We start from the raw sequence: 19,267 nt of genomic DNA on the forward strand, positions 1-19,267 counted from the left end.
CGTGAACGAAAGGATCCAGGGTGTCTCCCCGTCCCCTCCACCGGTTCCTTGCCGCGGGTACCGGTGTCGCCATGGCGGCCGTGCTCACCGCCTGCGCCACCCAGCCCAGTCCGGAGGTCACCGTACGTGCGTTCCTCCTCGACTGGCAGGCGGGTGAGTACGAGTCCGCCGCCAGGCAGACCACCGGGGACGTGGAGGAGGTCGCCGACGCTCTGGAGCGGGCGCACCGCCAGCTCGACCTCGCGGCACTGCGCTTCGGGCTCGGCCGGATCCGGCAGAACGGCAAGGGGGCGACGGCCGAGTTCGACGTCCAGGCCGACCTCGGCATCGGCGACCCGGTGTGGAAGTACACCGGGGAGATGTCGCTCGGGCGCGGCGCGGACGGGTGGAGGATCGCCTGGTCGCCGAGTGTGATCCACCCCGAGCTGAGCGAGGGGGAGCGGCTGGCCGTCAGCTACGACGTGCCCGACCGCGGCGAGGTCCTGGACCGCAACGACGAACCGCTGGTCGGCGAGGACGAGCTGACCGCCTTCGGTGTGGTCCCGGCCGAGCTGGACGGGATGCGGGACGGCGTGGTCGCCCTCGCCGACCTGCTCGGTGAGGACCCCGACCCGATGCTGGCCCGCGTGCGGTCGGCCCCGCCGGAGGAGTTCCAGCCGCTGGTCCTGCTGCGCAAGAAGGACGTCAAGAGCTCGGTCCTGAAGAAGGCCAAGAAGATCTCCGGCGTCGAGACCACCGACTTCACCATGCCGCTGACGCCGACCACGGCCGCCGGGGTCGTCGGCGAAGTGGCCGGGACCGTGGAGCACAACGTCTCCTCCCGCGTCGTCAGCACCTACCAGGCCGGCGACACCGTGGGCCTCAGCGGCCTGCAGAACGCCTTCCAGCAGCGCCTGGCCGGAACGGCGACCACCGAGGTCGTCACCCTCGACGAGGACGGCGAGCAGACCGGGGTGCTGGAGTCGTGGCCGGGCGCGCAGAGCGGGTCACTGGCCACCACCCTCGACACCGCGGCGCAGAAGACCGCCGAGAACGCGCTGACGCTTCTGCCCGGCACCGGCTACCTGGTCGCGCTCGACGCGCGCACCGGCGAGATCCTGGCCGCGGCGGGGCGTCCGGACGACCTGGACAACGACGGCGCGTTCACCGAGGAGTACGAGCCCGGCGAGGCGTTCACGATCGTCTCCGCGGCCGCGGCGCTGCAGTCCGGGGCCGCCAAGCCGGACACCAAGGTGCCGTGCGACCCGGAGGCCGAGATCGACGGCCGGACGTTCGCCACGCCGAACAACACCGGGCTGTGGGAGCCGAGCCTCACCCAGGACTTCGCTTACGCCTGCACCACGGCCTTCGCCGGGCTGGGCGAGGGCGTCGGCGAATCGGCGCTGCGGTCGGCGGCCGAGGACTTCGGCATCGGCGGTGGCTGGCGGCTCTCGGTGCCCTCCTCCAGCGGAGAGTTCAGCGCCCTCGGCGGCGAAGGCGACACCGCGGCCGCCATGGTCGGCCGGGACCACGTCAAGGCGAGCCCGCTGGCGATGGCGCTCGTGGCCGGCGCGGTCGCCGACGGCGCGTGGCACGCCCCCCGGCTGGTGCGGGATGCAGCCGACACCGAGCCGGGCAGTGCGCACGACCTGCCCGAGCAGACGGTCGTGCCGCTGCGCGAGATGATGCGCGCCGCGGTCGTGGAAGGCGGCGCGTCCCGGGCCAACCTCGGCCCGGTGCCGGTGCACGGCCAGGCGGCCTCCGTCAAGCAGGAGGTCAAGGGCGAGGAGAGGGCCGTGCAGTGGTTCGTGGGGTACCAGGGCCACGTGGCGTTCGCCGTCGCGGCCGAGGTGGACCCCGCCATGGAGTGGGACCAGTACGCGATCAGCGCCGGCAGCAACTTCCTGCAGAACCTGCCCTTCGGCTACGTGGAGGACCCGGGTGCGAGGCCGGGGCAGGACGGCGGTGCAGCGGGTGCGGCGGGCGGCGGCGCAGCGGGCGTTCCGGCCGGCTGATCGCCCGAGCGGGGCGCCGATCGCCAATCGCCGCAAGTCATCGCAGCTCAGAGGCAACCCCCACGGGTCAAATCGGCGTCTTCCCTAATGACTGGGAGGCCGTAAAGGGGGTTGCGGACACCAGTCCTGGAAGGCGGGACCTCGTCTCGGGGGAGGTCCTGCTGGATGAGAGGCCGGCCCGACCCTGCCGGCCGCCCTCGCGGGTAGCGTCGATGGATCCCGTCCGCACCCGCGGGGGTTTCTCATGTCCGGGGGCCTTCGCCGAGCCCGCCGCGACGGTGCCGGGGCGTGCGGGCCACGCAGCGTGGCCGCGGCGGCCGGGGTATCGGCGACATAACGGATTCTCCGGCCGGGAATCGGCTTGGCCTTCGGAGCGTTCTACCTGTAGCGTTGGAGTACAGGGACCACCACGGTGGCGCCCGTCCGCGGGCCCTACGGGCCTGTTGACAACTGCACAGGGGGTGATCGGTTTCGACTTCGGTAGTCGTACCAGGGGAAGCGGGTCGAGGGTTGCGTTTGTGACCTCGTTAATCCTGCATCGCGTTAAATATCAAGTGCCAATTCCAAGCGCACTGAGTTCGCTCTCGCTGCCTAAGCGATAGCGTCTCTGTCGGCCTGAGCCCGTCCTCGGCCCAGTGTCCGGCATCGTTCAGAGGACTCACCGCTCGGATCAGGCCACGGGGCCCGAGCGGGACACCTTCGTGGCTGGGCTCGTCAGCGACTTGTTCGTGAGAGCGCTGGAGCCGAGTAGAACGGCAGCACGAACTGCACCCGGAGAAGCCCTGTTGCGGTGCTGAAGGACGCGGGTTCGATTCCCGCCACCTCCACCAAAGGACGAAAGCCTCTGGCCCACGGAGACGTGGAAGGCCAGGGGCTTTTTCCTGTTGGCACCCCCTGATCCTGTTCTCGCCTCATCTCGCCCCTCGGTCGTGATTCGTCCCCACGCCGGGCCGGGGCGTCCACGCCGCGTGCGCGTACTTCCTTGGTCGGACCTGGGAAATCAGCCGCTCGGAGGACGAAACCGGGCGTAGCGCCGGGCGATCATGGGACCTCCGGCGCGGGCGCCGGGAATCGGATCGGGCCGCCGTCGGCGGCCTGTGTGACTCACGAGGGAGCGACCATGCTCGAAGTGATCGGTATCGTCGTCCTGATCCAGGGCGTCCTGGGGATCGCCGGCCCGATGTTCTTCGGCCAGGACATGGGGCTGCTCCATCTCTGGTTCGACCTGCCACCGGTCGCGTACCTGGGTCTCGCCGTCCTCGGCCTGGTGGTGACGTTGGCCGGGCGGGCGCTGCGCACCTCCCGGTAGTGCGGTCGGCTCAGCGGTCGATCGTCCCGACCAGCCAGGCCACCTTCTTGGCGGTGAGCTTGATGCTGTCGCTCGTGCCCAGGTAGATCCCGCACGAGGCGATGAACGCGTGGTCGTGTCGACGGCGCTCGCAGGCGACGTCCTCGATGGCGCGGGCGGAGTCCGGGTGACTCACCCGCAGGTAGGGCGTGGTGTCCTCGATGATCCGGGCCCACACGCCGTAGCCCGTGAGTTCGGCGGCCAGTCGGGTCAGATGGATCCGCTCGGTGGAGCGGGGTACCGCGGTAGGCGCGGGGCAGGGTCGGCTGTGTTTCGACGTGCCCATGACGGCGTCCTTCCGGTCGGCGGATGACGTGCACTGACAGTCATTGTCACTCTAAGTATTGTTGTGAATCCGCAATGCGACCGCGACACGCCGGTCGCCTCCCACAACCGCTGCCACCACGGCGATCCGCCACGCCAGGGTGTTTCGACCCGATCGATCCTCCTTTCGTCAGCTCAGTGCCTTGGCCGCCAGGTCCGCGTGGTCCTCCGTCGAGTACAGGTGGAACGCGAGCCGGGTCCGCCCGTCGCGTTCCGCCGCCCGGACCCCCGCCGCGCGCAGCCGCTCCCCGGCGCCGGGGACCGCCACGGTCACGATGGGCGAGCCGGCCGGCGGCAGGCCCAGCCGATCCAGGAAGCGGTCGGCCAGCGCCACGTTGTGCGTGCGGACCGCCTCCGGCCCCACTTCCTGGAGCACCCGCATCGACTCGGCCGCGGCCACCGCCGCGAACCAGTTCGGCGCGACGTCGAACCGGCGGGCGTCGTCGGCCAGCTCCATCCGCGAGGTGTAGAAGGACCCCATCGGGTCCACCGCCGCTGCGGGCCCGGCGGAGATCGGCCGCAGCCGCGACCGCAGCCGGGGCGACAGGTGGGCGTAGGCCAGTCCGCGCGGCGCCATCAGCCACTTGTAGGCGGAGCAGACCACCGCGTCGAAACGGGTGGCGTCCATCGGCAGCCACCCGGCGGCCTGGGTGGCGTCGGTGACCGTCAGCGCGCCGTGCCGCGCCGCCGCGCTCAGGACGTCCTTCACCGGCGAGACCTCCCCGGTGGCCGACTGCACCAGGCTGAACGCGACCACATCGGTGCCGTCGTCGACCGCGTCGGCGAGCCCGGCGAGCGGAACCACCCGCACCCGCACCCCGCGGTCGGCCTGGGCCATCCACGGGAACACGGCCGAGGTGTAGTCTCCCTCGGGCACCACCACCCGCGCGCCGTCGGGGAGCGATCCTGCGACCATCCCGACCAGCTGCGACGTCGTCGTTCCCTGGGCCACGTCCGCCGGGGTCGAGCCGACCAGCGCGGCGAACCGCCGCCGCGCCTCCGCGGCCGCCGCGCCCCAGTCGGCCGGGTCGCCGGTACCGGTCCGCCACGCCTCCATGGCCCGGCCGAGCACCTGGTGGGCGCATCGCGGTGGGATGCCGTACTGGGCGGTGTTGAGCCACACGGAGTCGAGCGTCCACAGCTGTCGCGCGGTGAGCAGATCCATGCGCCTGAGCCTGCCAGAGCGGTCATCGCGCGTCCGCGTCGGGGGTGTCGGGCCGCTCCCAAGGGGCGGCGAGCGGGAAGTACCCGCGCAGGAAGGCGCGGATCATCCGGGTCTGCTCGGGGCGCGGCACCGTGTGCGGCGCGGAGTCGGTGACGCAGAACGCGTCGTGGGAGCGCGCCGTGAGCAGCTGGGTGAGCAACAGGTGCTGCTCGCGGTCGCCGACGTCGACGTGGGCGTAGGAGAGCGTGCCCGGCACCGCACGCCCGGTCAGGTAGGCGTAGTGGTGGTGCAGCGACGACGGGATCGCGATGTCGGTGTGGGCACGCAGCCGGCTGGCGGCGGTCGCGGCGACCTCGTCCGGGAACCGCTCGTCGATCTCGGCGAGCACCGACCGCCGCAGAGCATAGGGCGCGTGCCGGAAGCCGTGGGTGAGCGAGCGGTCGAAGGTCCGTTCGAGCAGCGCCCGGTTGCGCTTGGCGGCGGCCAGGTAGGCGGGCTCGTCCGGACTGGGCGCGCCGAACGGGATGGTCGTGGGCGACGGGAAGAACATCGCCGTCCCGTCCGGATGGAAGAACTTCCCCGGACGCAGCGGTCGGCCGAGGAAGAAGTCGTCGTTGAAGTAGAGGAACTGCTCGCTCAGCCCCTCGATGTGGTGCAGCTGCGTCTCGATGGCGTGGGAGTTGAACGTCGGTAGCGCGCCGCGGCCGCCGAACAGCTGCCGGTGCGAGACGACGACGATCCTCGGGTGCGCGGTGTTGAGCCATGCGGGCACCTGGTCGTCGGTGACCAGGTGGATGCGCCGGATCCACGGCGCGAACATGGCGATCGAGCGCAGGGCGTAGCGCAGTTCGTCGGAGTTGGTGAACCGGTACTCCTCGGCTGCGTCCACGGACTCCGACGCGCTCCGGCCGGACTCCTCCAACGCCGATTCCAGCCGCTTGCGCCACTTCGGGTCGCCCCCGTCCACCCAGGTGAACACGGCGTCGATGGGGAACTGCACGTCGTGCACCAGGTGCCGGGTGAACGGCTCGTAGGTGGCGTACTCCCGGTTCCGGACGCACAACACGCCCGGACGCATCGCCTCCAGCGGGATCCGGTCGCCGATATCGGTCTGCTGCGGCCCCACGTACCCGGTCAGATCCTCATCCCAGGTCCAGAACTCCAGGTCGGCGGCGTAGTCGGCGCCGTAGCGCAGGGTACGGCCGGGCGTGATCCAGGGCCGGTGGACCCGCACCCCGCTGATGTCGGCCAACCCGGCGGCCATGCTCGCCAGCACCGACTGCGGCAGTCCGCCGCGGGGCTTGAGCGGGTGGACGTAGACCGGCGCGTCGGCGTGGGCCTCGGCCAGTGCGGCCAGGGCGGCCTCGCGCACGTCCGCGGTGACCATGACGCGGTGCCGCGGTCCTTCGTCGCGCAGCAGCGCGTAGGGGACACCGGCCGCGTCGAGCGCGTCGACGATGAGGTCGAGGTTGGCGCGCAGCGCGTCGACGGGCATCAGATCGTCGCGGACCCCGGCGAGCCGCCCGCCCGACCGTACGAGGTCGGGATGGAGGCGGAGCAGCCTCGCCTCCTCGGAGCTCATGTTGGGCACCTGCGACCTGGTCTGCTCCCACGGCAGCGAGCGGAAGACCATGCCCCGCCGCGCGGTCGCGGCGGCGTGCCGGGCGGCGCGCTCGGCACGGGAACGGGCGCGGTCGGCGGGCGGGTACTCCACGAGGTCGGTGTAGAGCCCCTCCCAGCGGGCGGTGATGTCCTCCACGGAGAACCGGGTCAGCCCCTGCAGCGCGGCCTGCCCCATCTCGTGGCGCAGCTCGTCGTCGCCCATGAGCTTGTCCAGGGCCACGGCCAGCCCGTCCACGTCGTCGGCGGGCGCGAGCAGGCCGTCGACGCCGTGCCGGATGACCTCGGCCGGGCCGGTCGGGCAGTCGTAGGAGACGGCCGGCACCCCGGCGGCGAAGGCCTCGGTGAGGACCCGCCCGAACGCCTCGGTGTGGGAGGGCAGCAGGCAGACGCTCGCCTTGGCCCACTCCTCCGACATGGTGGGGACGGTGCCCAGGAACTCCACGCGGTTGTGCAGCTCCTGTGCGTCGGCAAGGGCCCGCAGCCTGGTCATGTCGGGTCCGTCGCCGCAGATGCGCAGCGTCCAGCCGGGGTGGACCGCGGAGAGCCGGGAGAACGCCACGATGGCGTGGTCCACCTGCTTCTCCGGGACGAGGCGGCAGGCCACCAGGATGGTGCGGCCGTCCAGCGAGGAACGGGGTTGGAACCCGGCGGGCACGGCGTTGGGAATGGCCTCCAGGTGCGGCGCCGCATCACCTAGGGATTCGGCGAACCAGGAGCGGGTCGGCTCGGTCGGCACGATGAGCGCGTCCAGCTGGGGCGCGCACGACAGCAGCGGACCGGCGCTCGGCCCCCGCAGCTCGGAGATGCGGTGCTCCTGGCCGACGGTGACGGCGTCGGGCGGGGCGAGCCGGGTGATCAGCGACATCAGCGCGGGCGTGGTGCTGACCAGGACGTCGGTCCGCAGCCGGGGCAGGGCGTAGCGCAGCTCGATGTCGGAGAGCTGGTTGAACGCGCTCTCCCAACCCGCCGGGACGAGTTCGCTGGGCGCTCGGCTCAGCGCCTCGCACACCTCCGGCTCCAGCCCGGCGGTGCGCACCGGCTGCTGGACGGGGCGGCGCGCGTCGATGAGGTAGCGCATGGGCACGCGCGGGTCCAGCGCGAAGAACGGGGTGTCCTCGGTGCGCAAGACGCTGAGGATCTCCACCTCGTGGCGGTCGGCCAGGGCGGCGGCCTGGGAGAACGCGGCGGCTTCGGTGCCGCCCATGGCGTCGCCCCAGGTGAGCAGGTAGGTGATCTTCATGGTCAGGCTCCCGGTGGTAGCGGCGTCAGGGCGATGCAGAGCGTTCCGGAGTCGGTGTAGTACGGGCGGACCAGCGCGGGCGGCCCGGACTCGGGCCGGACGGTCCGGGCGGGGACGCGCAGCACCGCGCCCGCCCTGTGCAGGTCGGTGTCGGCGCGCCCGGCCCGCAGCGTGCCGTGGGTCGGGGTGTGGAACCTCAGCTCCCAGCGGAGCTCGCCGCCGGCGACCGCGGCCATCTCGGCGACCGGGAGGTCGACGGTGAACGCGATGCCCCGCGACCCGGGGTCCAGGGTCGGCCGGACCCGGTGTGCCGCGCCGCCGCCGCGCAGCGCGACGTCGGCGGTCAGGGCGTGGATGTCGGGGAGGTCGAGCAGCTCTCCGGTGATCTGCGCCCGGTAGGGGCGCAGCAGCACCGCGTCGACCTCCGCCGTCGGCTGCGGCGCGGCGACCGTGATCGCCGCGGCTCCCGACGGGGCGCGGACGATGCCGAACCGGGCGCGGGTCTGCGGGCACGCCGGCAGCGGACCGGCCGGAGAAGTGCGGGGTGGCGGCTCGCCGTCGTGCGGCGGCGCGTCGGGCGGGGCGCCGTCCGGCAGCGCCAGCGCCACGCGCGCGGTGCGCTCCGGGTAGACGGCCACCAGCCGGAGGTCCCACCGTCCGGGCGCCAGGCGGACCTCGCCCGGTGCCGTGCCGCCGCGGTCGTCCGTTCCGCCGTCGGCAGCGGAGCCCTCTTCGGCCGCGCGGCCGAGGCGCAGCCGCACGGTGGCCTCGACGCGGTCGCGCCCGTCGGGGCCGGGCACCACCCGGGCGAGGGCGGCCACCCGCTCCCGCCCGGAGGTGAACTCCAGGTGGGCGCCGGCGGCGCGCTCGTGCCCGGGCAGGACCGCGGCGAGGTTCAGGGTCTGCCCGTCGAGGACGGACAGGTGCTCGGAGCGGGCGCGGAACCGGTTGGTGACCCCGTCCAGGCGGGCGACGCTCCGGTGCAGCGGCTCGGCCATCCGGGCGGCGCGCCTGCGCGCCGCCCGGGCGGCCCGGACGGGGCTGCGCAGGCGGTTGAGCGCCAGCATCTGCAGCCGCGCCGTCAGCGGTGGGTGCGGGGTCGACGTCATGCGCGTCGCCTCCTGGCGGTCGGTCCGGTGGGTCCGGTGGGTCCGGTCGTGTGGTCGGCGTCGATGGGTCGCATGGGCGGCCACGCGGCTTCCGTGGTCGACGGTGCGGTCGCGCGCGGTGCGCGGCCCGCGCGGCGGACCCGGGTCGGGGCGCCGGCGGCGGGCGCCGGGAGATCCAGGGTGCGGGGGGAGGAGGGGCCGGACTCCGGGAGTGGGCGGACGGGCTCGCCGGTGCCGTGGGCCTCGGGGCGGCGGTCGGGGCCCGCGGTGTCGTCGATGCCGGAGGCGTCGCAGCCGCGGCGCCCCTGCGGCGCGCACATGCGGACGGCCCGATAGGTGTTCAGCACTGCCATCGTCCCCCTCGGCCTTGTCCCTTGGGTCGAGCCATGCGGAGTCGTGCGGAGTCCTCTGGATGCCTCTGCGTCGTCCGGAACCGCGAGGGGGCGCGAAACCGAAAACCTTGCCGTATGCGACCAGACTATTGCGCAGCGCGACATTTCCTGGCGAAGGACACGCCGTGAAGCGGCTGAAAAGGCACACTCGGGATACAGCACCCTGCACCGGCACGGACCCGAAGCAGCGCAGCGTTTTCCCACCCTTTCGCCGACATCGACAGGGGTGGCCGGGGAGGCCGGCTACAGGGGGCGGATCCAGGACCCGCGGTGCACGGTAGCGGCGGGAGCGAGGTCGTCGTCGAGGATCAGCAGGTCGGCGTGGTTGCCGGGGGTCAGGGAGCCGACATCGGGGAGGGCCAGGGCGCGGGCGGGGACGGCCGAGGCGGAGCGGGCCGCGGCTTCCACGCTGACGCCGACCCGGTGCACCGCCCGGCGCACGGCGTCGGGCAGGACGATGGTGCTGCTGGCGATCGCGCCGGTGGAGACCAGCCGCGCCTGGCCGTCGGCGACCCGGACCCGGAGCTTGCCCAGCGTGTACTCGCCGTCGCCGAGGCCGGTCGCGTCCATGGCATCGGTGACCAGTGCGACCCGGTCGGCGCCGGCTGCGTCGAAGACCAGCTGCGCGGCGCCCGGATGGACGTGGACGCCGTCGTTGATCAGCTCCACGGTCACCCGATCGTCGTTGAGCACGGCGGCGATCGGGCCGGGGTCGCGGTGCCGCAGCGGGCGCATCTGGTTGTAGACGTGGGTGGCCACGGTCGCGCCCGCGTCGATCGCGGCGCGCGTGCGGTCGTAGTCGGCGTCGGTGTGCCCGACGGCGGCCACCACGCCCTCGGCGGCGGCCGCCCGGATCAGGTCGAGGGCGCCCGGCAGTTCGGGCGCGACCGTGATCATCCTGATGTGCCCGCGCCCGGCCTTCAGGACCCGGTCGAACTCGGCGAGGTCGGGGTCGCGTAGCAGCCCGGGGTCGTGGGCGCCGCACTTGGCGGCGGAGATGTAGGGGCCTTCGAGGTAGATTCCGGCGATCTCACCGGCCTCCGCCACCTCGGCCAGTGCCGTGACCTGGCGGAGCGTGTCTTCGGGGGAGGCGGAGACGAGGCCTCCGACGAGCGTGGTGACACCGTGGGCGCGGTTGAACCCGACCACCGTCATGATCCGCTCGGGGTCGGCGGCGGTGAACGCCGCGCCCTTGCCGCCGTGGATGTGGATGTCGACCAGTCCGGGGAGCACCCAGCGGCCGCCCGCGTCGACGACGGGGCCGGTGGCCCGCGGGGCGGCACCGGTGCCCAGCTCGCTGATCCGCGTTCCCTCCCATCGCAGCCACCCGGCGCGGACGCCCTCGGGAGTGACCAGCCGTGCGTTGGTCAGCGTCGTCGCGGTCGCGCTGCGGCCCATGTCGCCCATCCTCCTGTGCCCGATCCCACACTCCGTGCCGTTCGCGGGGCCGGCGGTGCCTCCGGCGCTGGGGAATCCCCTGCAGATCCGGGAGATCGCGCGGCCGCACCCGGGTCCGGCGTCGCGTCGGGCGGGCCGCGGAATCCCCTGGGGCCGCGACAAATCCGCCCATCACGCATTGACGATAGCGCTCCGTCCGCTCATCATGGGGACATGTCCGCCGGTGAGCTGCTCGTCCAGCGCCTGCATGTCGATCTGAGACAGCAGGCCAGCGCACTGTGTCGTAGCTAACGTGCCCCCCGCAGGCCCGTTCTTCGGTCCTGCCAGGGAACCCCTGCCCTCACGTTCCCGACTTAGCCTCCGCTGCCGGCAGCCACCAGCTCGTGCGCGTACGCACAGCGTCGTGCGATCTCTCCCGCGTCATTGGCGCCTGCCGGGCCGACCCCTTATGCGCTCAACGGTCCCCGCGGACCGTTCTCACCAGGAGAATCCCATGACCCGTTTCACCGTGCTCGTCGCCGACCCGCATCCGCGCTCCGCTCTTCGCGCCGCAGCCGTCCGCACCGCCGAGGCCGTCTCGGCCCACACCGGCCTCACCACCTCCGTGAACGTCGTCGATCTGGCCGAGCTCGGCCCCGCGCTGCTGGCGGCCGACACCGGAGCCGACGTCGCCGCCGCACTGCGCGAGGTGAGCGAGAGCGACATCCTGCTCGTCGCGTCGCCGCAGGCGCACGGCAGCTACACGGGCCTGCTCAAGGTGTTCCTGGACCGCCTGCCCGAGCTGGCCCTCGGCCAGGCCGTGGCGGTGCCGATGGCGGCCGTCGACGACCTGCGCAACGGGCGCAACATCGAGGAGGACCTGCGGGTTCTGCTCTCCGACCTCGGAGCCTGGGTGGCCGAGCCGGGCCTGCTGCTGACGCGCGGCGAGCTGGCCGACCCGCACAGCGTGATCGAGGCGTGGGCGGGCGTCTCCGCCCCGGCGCTGCGCGACGCGGTCGCCGTCGCCGTCTGACGGCGCCCCTCACCACCGCAACCCCCCAGCCCCTCCGTTGATCTCGGGAGCATCGACCGAATATTCGCCGGAATTCGGTCGATGCTCCCGAGATCAACGGAGGGCTCGGTGGGGCTAGGGCGTGTTTGACGGATCATTCCCGGCTCGCGGCCACCGGAACGACGCTCGCTGCGCCGCTCCACTCGTGAAGCCGCCCTGGATTGACTTCGTGAAGCGGCTTGCGAGCGCCGCCCCGGACGGCCGCTCACTTACCGGAAAGCATCCGCCGAACACGCCCTAGTGCGCCCCGAACCGGGTGCGGAGCTCGCGGGTGTCCGCCTCCGCCTCGGCGACGTTGCCGCGGACCAGGACGACCACGGTGAGGGTGAGGAGGAACCCGGCGACGCGCAGGGCGAGCATCAGCGGGTCGGACGGCAGCTGCTCGGCGAAGATGAGGGTTCCCAGCACCACCATGAACACGTTGCCCACCACGTTGGCGACGGGAGCGGTGATGGAGGCTCGGGAGCGCTGCAGTGAGGTCTGGAACAGCACGATGCCGACCGCCCAGCCGATCACGTACAGGTAGGGGAACGGGGAGAGCAGGATCGGGACGATCGCGTCCATCGGCCCGACCTCGACGAGGAGCCCGCCCATGCCCTTGCCCTGCAGACCGGCCACGCCCTGGGACAGGCCCGCGGTCGCGCCGATGGCCGCCGCCGAGATGTAGCGGCCGCGGCTCCCGGCGAGGGTCATCGCCCCGACGCAGGCGATGACCGTGCCGAGGCTGACGATGAGCAGCGCCGGCAGGTGCGGTGTGGTGCCGGTGGTCCCGCCGTTGCCGAGGGAGAGGCTGAGCAGGAGCAGCGCGACCGGCATGAGCCCGAGCGCGACCCGCTCTCCCCGGGTGATGGGGTCGCCCATGATCAGCGTGATGAACAGCAGCATCATGGCGATGCCGCCGGCGAACGCGGGTTGGACGACCGAGACCGGGGCCAGCCCCAGGGACACGATCAGGCCCATGCTGCCGAGGGCGGCCAGGACGCACCCGCCGACCCAGCGCGCGTTCCCCAGCAGGGTCCGTGCCAGGTGCAGGGGGCGGTTGAGGCTGATGCCCGGGGCTTGGTGCAGAGCGCGCTGCTCGATGGTCAGCCCGATCGTGTAGACCATGGCCGACAGCAGTGCGGCGATGAGACCGAGCACGCGCTGCCTTTCTGTGGGGAATGTTGAGGGATATACGGGATACCCAGGGGCGAAGCGCATAGAACGTGTTGCCCGGAGGAGGGCCTGCTCGGGGGCGCTCCAGCACGCTGCCGCTAGGCTCACAACCGTGTGGACGTGTTCGGATCGGTCGGCGGTGTGAAGTCCGATCCTTGTTGACCCAGCTTATATAACACGTTCTAGTCTGGGTGGCGCCACCACGTGAATGAGGGGTCGAGCATGGCCATCGGGCTGACAGCCGAGCACCAGGAACTGGCCGCCGCCGTCCGCGGCTGGGCCGAGCGCCTATCCCGTGCGGACGGGACGCGCGACCCAGGTGCCGACGTCCCCGTCGGCCGGCCGCCGCTCGCCGATGCCCTGGCCGAGCAGGGGCTCCTCGGCCTGCACCTGCCCGAGGCCTACGGGGGTCAGGGGGCCGGCCTCCTGGAGCTCGCGGTAGCGCTCGAAGAGCTCGGCCGCGGCCTGCTGCCCGGCCCCTTCCTCCCCACGGTCCTGGCCAGTGCGGTCATCGCGCACAGCGGCGACGACACGGCGCGAGCCGAGCTGCTGCCAGGTCTCGCCGACGGCACCCGGACCGCGGCGCTCGCCCTCGGCCCCCCGCTGAGCGGTCGGCGGAGCCAGGAGGGCGTCCACACCGTGGTCGGCACGCTGGCCCCCGTTCTCGGCGGGCACCTCGCCGACGTGATCGTGGCGCCGGTGCGGGACGAGGCCGCAGCCGATACCTGGGTGGTGTTGGACGCCGCGGGCCTCGACACCGCCCCGCTGCCCAGCCTGGACCCCGACCGGGCCGTCGCCACGGTCCGGGCCGAGGGGACCGCCGTACCGCCCGGGTCCGTCCTGTCCGGCCTGGCCACCGACGACGTCCGGGCGATCGCCGCGGTGCTGATCGGCGCCGAGGCGACCGGCATCGCCGCCTGGGCCCTGGACACCGCCGTGGCCTACGCCAGGACACGCGAGCAGTTCGGCGGCCCCATCGGCCGGTTCCAGGGTGTCAAGCACAAGTGCGCCCGCATGGCCATCGCCGTCGAGCAGGCCCGTGCCGCCGTCTGGGACGCCGCGCGCGCCATCGACGCCGACGTGCGGGAGGCCGCTCCGGCCGCCCCCGCCCCCGACAGCGCCTGTAGCCACTTCGCCACGGCCGTGGCAGCGCTCATCGCCCCCGACAACGCCCTGGCCTGCACCCGCGACTGCATCCAGGTGCACGGCGGCATCGGCTTCACCTGGGAGCACGACGCCCACCGCTACCTGCGCCGCGCCGCCACCCTGCGGGCGCTCGCCGGGTCCGCCCCGGACTGGGCCGTCACCGTCGCCGACGCCGCGCTGGCCGGGCGGCGCCGCCCCGTGGAGATCGAGCTCGACGACGCCGAGAGCACGGACGCGCGCCGGGCCATCCGCGCGGAGGTGGCCCGCCTCGCCGCCGTCCACGACCAGGAGGAGCGTTTCCGGGCGATGGCCGACGGCGGCCTCGTGGCCCCGCACCTGCCCCGCCCGTGGGGGCGCGATGCCTCACCGCGCGAGCAGCTCATCATCCAGCAGGAGTTGAAGCGGGCCGGGGTGCGCGGGCCGACGCTCGCCATCGGGGCGTGGGTGCTCCCGTCGATCGCCGGGTACGGCACGCCCGAGCAGCAGGAGCGCTTCCTGCGGCCCACGCTGCGCGGCGAGGTCATGTGGTGCCAGCTGTTCAGCGAACCGGGCGCCGGGTCCGACCTCGCGGCGCTGTCGATGCGCGCCGAGCGCGTCGCGGGCGGGTACCGGCTCACCGGCCAGAAGATCTGGACGTCGATCGCGCACATCGCCCAGTGGGGCATCTGCCTCGCCCGCACCGACCCCGGGGCGGCGGGCAAGCACGACGGCATCACCTACTTCGTGGTGGACATGTCCTCCCCGGGCATCGAGGTGCGCCCGCTGCGCGAGCTCACCGGCGACACCATCTTCAACGAGGTCTTCTTCGACGACGTGTTCGTGCCCGAGGACTGCGTCGTCGGTGAACCCGGCGAGGGGTGGAAGGTCGCCCGCAACACGCTGACCAACGAGCGCGTGGCGCTGTCGAGCGGCAGCGGCATCGGCGTCGGCCTGCCCGAACTGGTCGCGTTCTTCACCGAGGACCCGGGACGCGCCGCCGACCGCGACGTCCGGGTCGAGTTGGGCCGCCTGGTGGCCCAGGGCCAGGCCATCGAACTGCTCGGGCTGCGGGTGGCGCTCAAGCAGGTGTCGGGGACCGAGCCCGGGGCCGAGTCGAGCGTGCGCAAGCTGCAGGGTGTGGAGTTCAGCCAGCGGGCGGCCGACTTCATCTGGGAGCGGCAGGGGAGCGCCGCCGCATGCGCCGACCCCGAGGGCGCCACCGGCGCGCGGGCGCGCGACATGCTGTTCGGCCGATCCATGACGATCTACGGGGGGACCACCGAGGTGCAGCTGAACATCATCGGGGAGCGGCTGCTCGGCCTGCCCCGCGACCCCGAGGCCTGACCGCGGCCGTGTCGACGTCCACCCCGAGCAGTGGCGAGGGCCGGGAGGGTCGCAAGGGCCCGAAAGGTCACGACCCCCGCGACGGCACCGCCGCGGGGGAGCGGCCGCAGGTGCGGCCGTCCCCGCTCGGCCTCGCCGGCGTCGCGCTGGCCGCCATGTTCCTCACCCTGCTGCTCATCCAGACCTTCATCGGGACCTTCCGGCCCGGCGGCCCGCCGCCCGAGGAGGAGCCGCTCCTGGCCACCGGCAGCCCGCCGGAGGGCACGGCGCGGATCATGGTGGTCGGCGACTCCATCGCCCAGGGCAGCAGTGGCGACTACACCTGGCGCTACCGGCTGTGGAAGCACCTCGACGAGGACGTCGGGGCCGACGTCGCGTTCGTCGGCCCGTACAACGGGGTGCTCGACCTCGGCGGCGACGGCGGCGGGCCGGGCTACGCCGACCCGGACTTCGACCAGCGGCACGCCGCCGTGTGGGGGGCGCAGGTGAAGCGGCTCGAAGAGGACATCGGGGAGCAGGTCGCCGAGTACGAACCGCACTACCTGCTGCTCATGGCGGGCATCAATGACTTCGTGAACGGGGGGACCGCGCCTCAGGCGCTGGAGGACGTCCGCGACCTGGTGCGCACCGCGCGGGTGGCCGACGGCGACCTGCAGGTCGTCCTCGGCGAGATCACGCCGGTGCGGGGCACGCCCGACGATGAGCGGCTCAACGCGCAGGTCGCCGAGTTCAACATGGCCCTGCCGCGGGTGGCCGAGGACATGACGGGGGAGGACTCCCCGGTCGTCGTGGCCCGCACGTCGGACGGCTACTCCGCGGCCGACGACAACTGGGACACCACCCACCCCAACGCCCGCGGCGAGCTGAAGATCGCGGCGGCGTTCGCCGACGCGCTGGCCGGGCCGCTGCGGCTGGGCGCGCCCTACCCCCGGCCGCTGCCCGACGTGCCGGTCGGCCCGCAGACGCGGCCGAAGGTGAGCGTGGCCGGCCAGGAGGGGGACCGGGTCGTGCTGTCGTGGGACCCGGTACCGGGCGCGACGCGCTACCAGGTGCTGCAGCGGCGGCTGCGCCCCGACCCCGACGAGCAGGTGGTGCTGCCGACCGAGGTCATGCAGCCGGGGGAGGGGCCCGTGACCACCGAGGTCGACCACCTGCTGAGCGGGGCCACCTACGAGTTCGTGGTGCGCCCGTTCAAGGGCCACGACGGCGGGCGACGCTCCCGCACGGTCACCGCCGCCGTCGTCGACGACCCGCCGCCGGCGCCCCGGTGGGTGCGGATCGACGAGGAGCGCACGCACCTGGTGTGGGCGGCGGTACCGGACGCCACCCACTTCGAGGTGTGGCGCCGCCCGCTGCGGTGCGCCGAGCCGTCCGGCGGAGCCGGGGGGTCGGCCGCCGCCGAGTGCGAGCCCCTGGACGACGAGGGCCCGGGGGACGGCGAGGGCTGGACCAGCGCGGGCGTCGTCAGCGGGGACCGGCGCTGGGCCGTCGATACCGGTGGGGCGCGCGGTGCCGAGTTCGTCGTCGTCTCGCACCGCCACTACCTGCCGGGCGAGGCCGCCGCCCCGGTCGAGTTCGCGGAGGAGGACTGATGTCCCCTGATGCGGGTCGTCGCACATCGTCGGCGAGAGGTCGCCGGACGCGGGGGAACACAGGCGGCGGGGCGGCACCGCCGGAGCGGTCCCGGGTGGGGCGCGCCGCCGGGGCGCTCGCCCCGTGGGCGGTCGGCCTGGGGGCGGGGGTCCTTGCGCTGGGGCCGGCGCTCGGACCGGGCAACGTGTTGCGCTACGACATGGTGTTCGTGCCCGATCCCCCGCTGTCGGCGGTGACCCTCGGAGCCGGCGACGGCTTTCCGCGCGCCGTGCCCAGCGACGCCGTGGTGGGGCTGCTGAACCGGGTGCTGCCGGTGCCCGCCGATGTCGTCCAGGCGCTGGTGCTGCTGGCCGTGTTCATGATCGGCGCGGCCGGCACGGCGCGGCTGGTGCCGGGGCGGAGGTTCGCGCCCAAGCTGGCGGCGGCCGTGTTCTACGTGTGGAACCCCTTCGTGGCCGAACGGCTGCTGCTGGGGCAGTGGGCGGTGCTGCTCGGGTACGCCGGGCTGCCGTGGGTGCTGGCGGCGGTCGCCCGGCGGGCGCGCCTGTCACGGCTGATCGCGGCGCTGCTCCCGGCGGCGGTCGGCGGGTTCTCCTCGGTGGTGCTGTCCGCGCTGGTGGCGCTTCCCGCGGCGGTGGCGCACCGGAGGGTCCCGCTGGTGGCGGTCGTGCAGGTGGCGCGGGTGGCGGGCGCGCTGCTGCTGGTGAGCCTGCCGTGGCTGGTCCCGGCGCTGGTGAGCGGGGCGCGGACGGACCCCGCGGCGGTGGACCTGTTCGCGCCGCGCGCCGACACCCCGTTCGGCACGGTGGGGTCCCTGTTGGTGCTGGGCGGCATCTGGAACGCGGAGGCGGTGCCGGAGTGGTACGGGCACCCGTTCGTCGCGGCGTGCCGGCTGGGGCTGGCGGTCGGTGCCGTGGCCGGGTGGGTGTGGCTGGCGCGGAGGTGGCGGCCGGTCTTCGCGCGCGGGCTGACCGTGGCGGCCGTCCTGGGGTTCGCGGTCGCGCTGCTGGGGGTCACCGAGCTCGGGCGGGAGCTGCTGCGCGGGCTCATCGCGGTGTGGCCGGGGTTCGGGCCGCTGCGCGACGGCCAGCTGTACGTGGCGCCGTTGGCGCTGCTGCAGGCGGTCGGTTTCGGCGGCGCGGTGATGTGGCTGTGGGGGGATGTGAAGGAGCCCCGGGGGGCTGACGACGACAGGGGTGGCCGGGGTGCGGGTGATGCCGGGGACGCGGGCGGCGGCCGGGGCGTAGGGGACCGCTGGGGCGCCGAGGAGGGCGCCGGGACACCCGGGCACGCCGCAGCCGGGGCCCCGGGGGACCCCCCTACTTCACGCCGACCCGCGGCGCCCTCCGCCCCGCCACCGGTGTCCTCCGGCCTGTGGACGGCCCTGCGTGCCGACGCCGCCGGTCCGCTGGCGGCCGTGCTCCTGATCCTGGCTCCGGTGGTCCTCCTGCCCGGTCTGGCCTGGGGTGCCGCCGGGCGGCTGGTCGCCGTCGACTATCCCGCCGAGTGGAGCGAGGTGCAGCGGATCGCCGCCGACGACGAGGCCCCCGGGGCCGTGCTGGTGCTGCCGTGGAGCGCCTACCGGGGTGTCGACTGGGCGGGGGGCGGACGTACGATCGTGGTACTCGACCCCGCGACGAAGCTGTTCGACCGGCGCGTCGTGTGGAACGATGACCTTCGGGTCGCGGACGACGGCGACGTCCGCGTCATCGAGGGCGAGGACCCCCTCGCGCGCCGCGTCGCGGAGGTGATCGGTGCCGATGCCTCCGACCCCTCGGGGATCCCGCCGACCCTGCGCGCCCCCGGCGCCGCCGCCCTCCTGGGCGGGCTGGGGATCCGCTACGTCCTCGTCGAGCGCGAGGCGATGCCGCCGCCCGGAGCGGGGACCGGGGACGGCGGATCGGGCGAATCGACCGCCGACGGCATCCCGGGTCCCGTGGCCGAGAAGCCCGACCGCAGCCCTGTTGAGAACAAGTTCCTGTTCGCTTCCGACGGCGCGGAACTGGTTCACGACGGCTCGCGGCTCTCCCTGATCCGACTGCCAGATGAGCACGTCGTGGCGGTAAAAGACCGGCTCACGGCCTTGGAAGTTACCGGCTGGTTAGTTACAGTTGGGGCAATTCTCTGGTCATTCGTTGTATCAGGTTCTAGTCTCATTCTCATGCGTCCGGCCCGCGCCGACGGGCCGGACTCGCGGAAGGAGAGCTCCCAGTGATCAAAATCGTCGTCGCCTCGGTGATCGGAGCGGCCATGGCGGGCACGCTGGCCCTCGTCGGGTCCACCGTCGCCACGAACGCCAATTCATCGGCCCAGCCGGTGAACGAGTCTCTCTACAACTACGGCGACCGCTAGTTCGCCGCGGGCGGCCTCGCGTCGGGGCTCTCGACAGCGGGGTCGTCTGGAACT

The 19,267-nt window shown here is 73.4% G+C and carries 14 protein-coding genes and 1 other RNA gene; 8 read left to right on the plus strand and 7 right to left on the minus strand.

Annotation, left to right across the window (positions count from 1 at the left end; genetic code table 11):
• Positions 1 to 20: 20 nt before the first annotated feature.
• From HNR23_RS01155 to HNR23_RS01165, 3 genes are all read left to right on the plus strand, one after another.
• Positions 21 to 1,994 carry a penicillin-binding transpeptidase domain-containing protein gene (locus tag HNR23_RS01155; RefSeq protein ID WP_184072631.1) on the plus strand — a complete coding sequence of 658 codons (1,974 nt, stop codon included), beginning with the start codon at positions 21 to 23 and terminating at the stop codon, positions 1,992 to 1,994.
• Between the two features lie 457 nt (positions 1,995 to 2,451).
• Positions 2,452 to 2,824: a transfer-messenger RNA gene (ssrA, locus tag HNR23_RS01160) on the plus strand.
• Between the two features lie 290 nt (positions 2,825 to 3,114).
• Positions 3,115 to 3,303, plus strand: coding sequence for a hypothetical protein (locus HNR23_RS01165; protein ID WP_184072633.1), 189 nt, complete (start codon positions 3,115 to 3,117; stop codon positions 3,301 to 3,303).
• A gap of 10 nt (positions 3,304 to 3,313) precedes the next feature.
• Here the strand turns inward: HNR23_RS01165 and HNR23_RS01170 are convergent, their stop codons facing one another.
• The 6 genes from HNR23_RS01170 to nagA all read right to left on the minus strand — a co-directional run bounded on the left by HNR23_RS01170 (position 3,314) and on the right by nagA (position 10,593).
• On the minus strand, positions 3,314 to 3,628 hold the full coding sequence (locus HNR23_RS01170; protein ID WP_184072635.1) for a hypothetical protein: 315 nt from the start codon (positions 3,626 to 3,628) through the stop codon (positions 3,314 to 3,316).
• Positions 3,629 to 3,796: 168 nt separating this feature from the next.
• Complete coding sequence (locus tag HNR23_RS01175) at positions 3,797 to 4,831, minus strand: aminotransferase class V-fold PLP-dependent enzyme (protein WP_184072637.1); 1,035 nt, start codon at positions 4,829 to 4,831, stop codon at positions 3,797 to 3,799.
• 22 nt (positions 4,832 to 4,853) lie between these two features.
• Positions 4,854 to 7,694, minus strand: coding sequence for a stealth conserved region 3 domain-containing protein (locus HNR23_RS01180; protein WP_184072639.1), 2,841 nt, complete (start codon positions 7,692 to 7,694; stop codon positions 4,854 to 4,856).
• A 2-nt stretch (positions 7,695 to 7,696) separates the two neighbouring features.
• On the minus strand, positions 7,697 to 8,803 hold the full coding sequence (locus HNR23_RS01185; RefSeq protein WP_184072641.1) for a hypothetical protein: 1,107 nt from the start codon (positions 8,801 to 8,803) through the stop codon (positions 7,697 to 7,699).
• Positions 8,800 to 9,156, minus strand: coding sequence for a hypothetical protein (locus HNR23_RS01190; RefSeq protein ID WP_184072643.1), 357 nt, complete (start codon positions 9,154 to 9,156; stop codon positions 8,800 to 8,802). The genes HNR23_RS01185 and HNR23_RS01190 overlap by 4 nt, the downstream gene beginning before the upstream one ends.
• A 282-nt stretch (positions 9,157 to 9,438) precedes the next feature.
• Positions 9,439 to 10,593: an N-acetylglucosamine-6-phosphate deacetylase gene (gene nagA, locus HNR23_RS01195; protein ID WP_184072645.1), complete on the minus strand. Its 1,155-nt coding sequence runs from the start codon at positions 10,591 to 10,593 to the stop codon at positions 9,439 to 9,441.
• A gap of 493 nt (positions 10,594 to 11,086) precedes the next feature.
• Between nagA and HNR23_RS01200 the strand changes: the two genes are divergently transcribed.
• Positions 11,087 to 11,605, plus strand: coding sequence for an NADPH-dependent FMN reductase (locus HNR23_RS01200; RefSeq protein WP_184072647.1), 519 nt, complete (start codon positions 11,087 to 11,089; stop codon positions 11,603 to 11,605).
• 276 nt (positions 11,606 to 11,881) lie between these two features.
• On the opposite strand, the gene HNR23_RS01205 is transcribed toward HNR23_RS01200, so the two are convergent.
• Positions 11,882 to 12,784, minus strand: a complete 903-nt coding sequence (locus HNR23_RS01205; RefSeq protein WP_184072650.1) for a DMT family protein — start codon at positions 12,782 to 12,784, stop codon at positions 11,882 to 11,884.
• A 237-nt stretch (positions 12,785 to 13,021) separates the two neighbouring features.
• Here HNR23_RS01205 and HNR23_RS01210 point away from each other — a divergent pair, with 237 nt between their 5' ends.
• The 4 genes from HNR23_RS01210 to HNR23_RS01225 all read left to right on the plus strand — a co-directional run bounded on the left by HNR23_RS01210 (position 13,022) and on the right by HNR23_RS01225 (position 19,213).
• Positions 13,022 to 15,268, plus strand: a complete 2,247-nt coding sequence (locus HNR23_RS01210) for an acyl-CoA dehydrogenase (protein WP_184072652.1) — start codon at positions 13,022 to 13,024, stop codon at positions 15,266 to 15,268.
• Between the two features lie 8 nt (positions 15,269 to 15,276).
• On the plus strand, positions 15,277 to 16,860 hold the full coding sequence (locus HNR23_RS01215; protein WP_343070376.1) for a GDSL-type esterase/lipase family protein: 1,584 nt from the start codon (positions 15,277 to 15,279) through the stop codon (positions 16,858 to 16,860).
• 95 nt (positions 16,861 to 16,955) lie between these two features.
• A complete protein-coding gene (locus tag HNR23_RS01220; protein WP_184072654.1) occupies positions 16,956 to 19,076 on the plus strand; it encodes a hypothetical protein in 2,121 nt (706 codons plus the stop codon).
• Positions 19,073 to 19,213 (plus strand): hypothetical protein, encoded by a 141-nt coding sequence (locus HNR23_RS01225; protein WP_184072656.1) that lies wholly within the window; start codon positions 19,073 to 19,075, stop codon positions 19,211 to 19,213. Before HNR23_RS01220 ends, HNR23_RS01225 begins: the two co-directional genes overlap by 4 nt.
• Positions 19,214 to 19,267: the final 54 nt, after the last annotated feature.

Source organism: Nocardiopsis mwathae (genome assembly GCF_014201195.1).
Lineage (GTDB): Bacteria > Actinomycetota > Actinomycetes > Streptosporangiales > Streptosporangiaceae > Nocardiopsis_C > Nocardiopsis_C mwathae.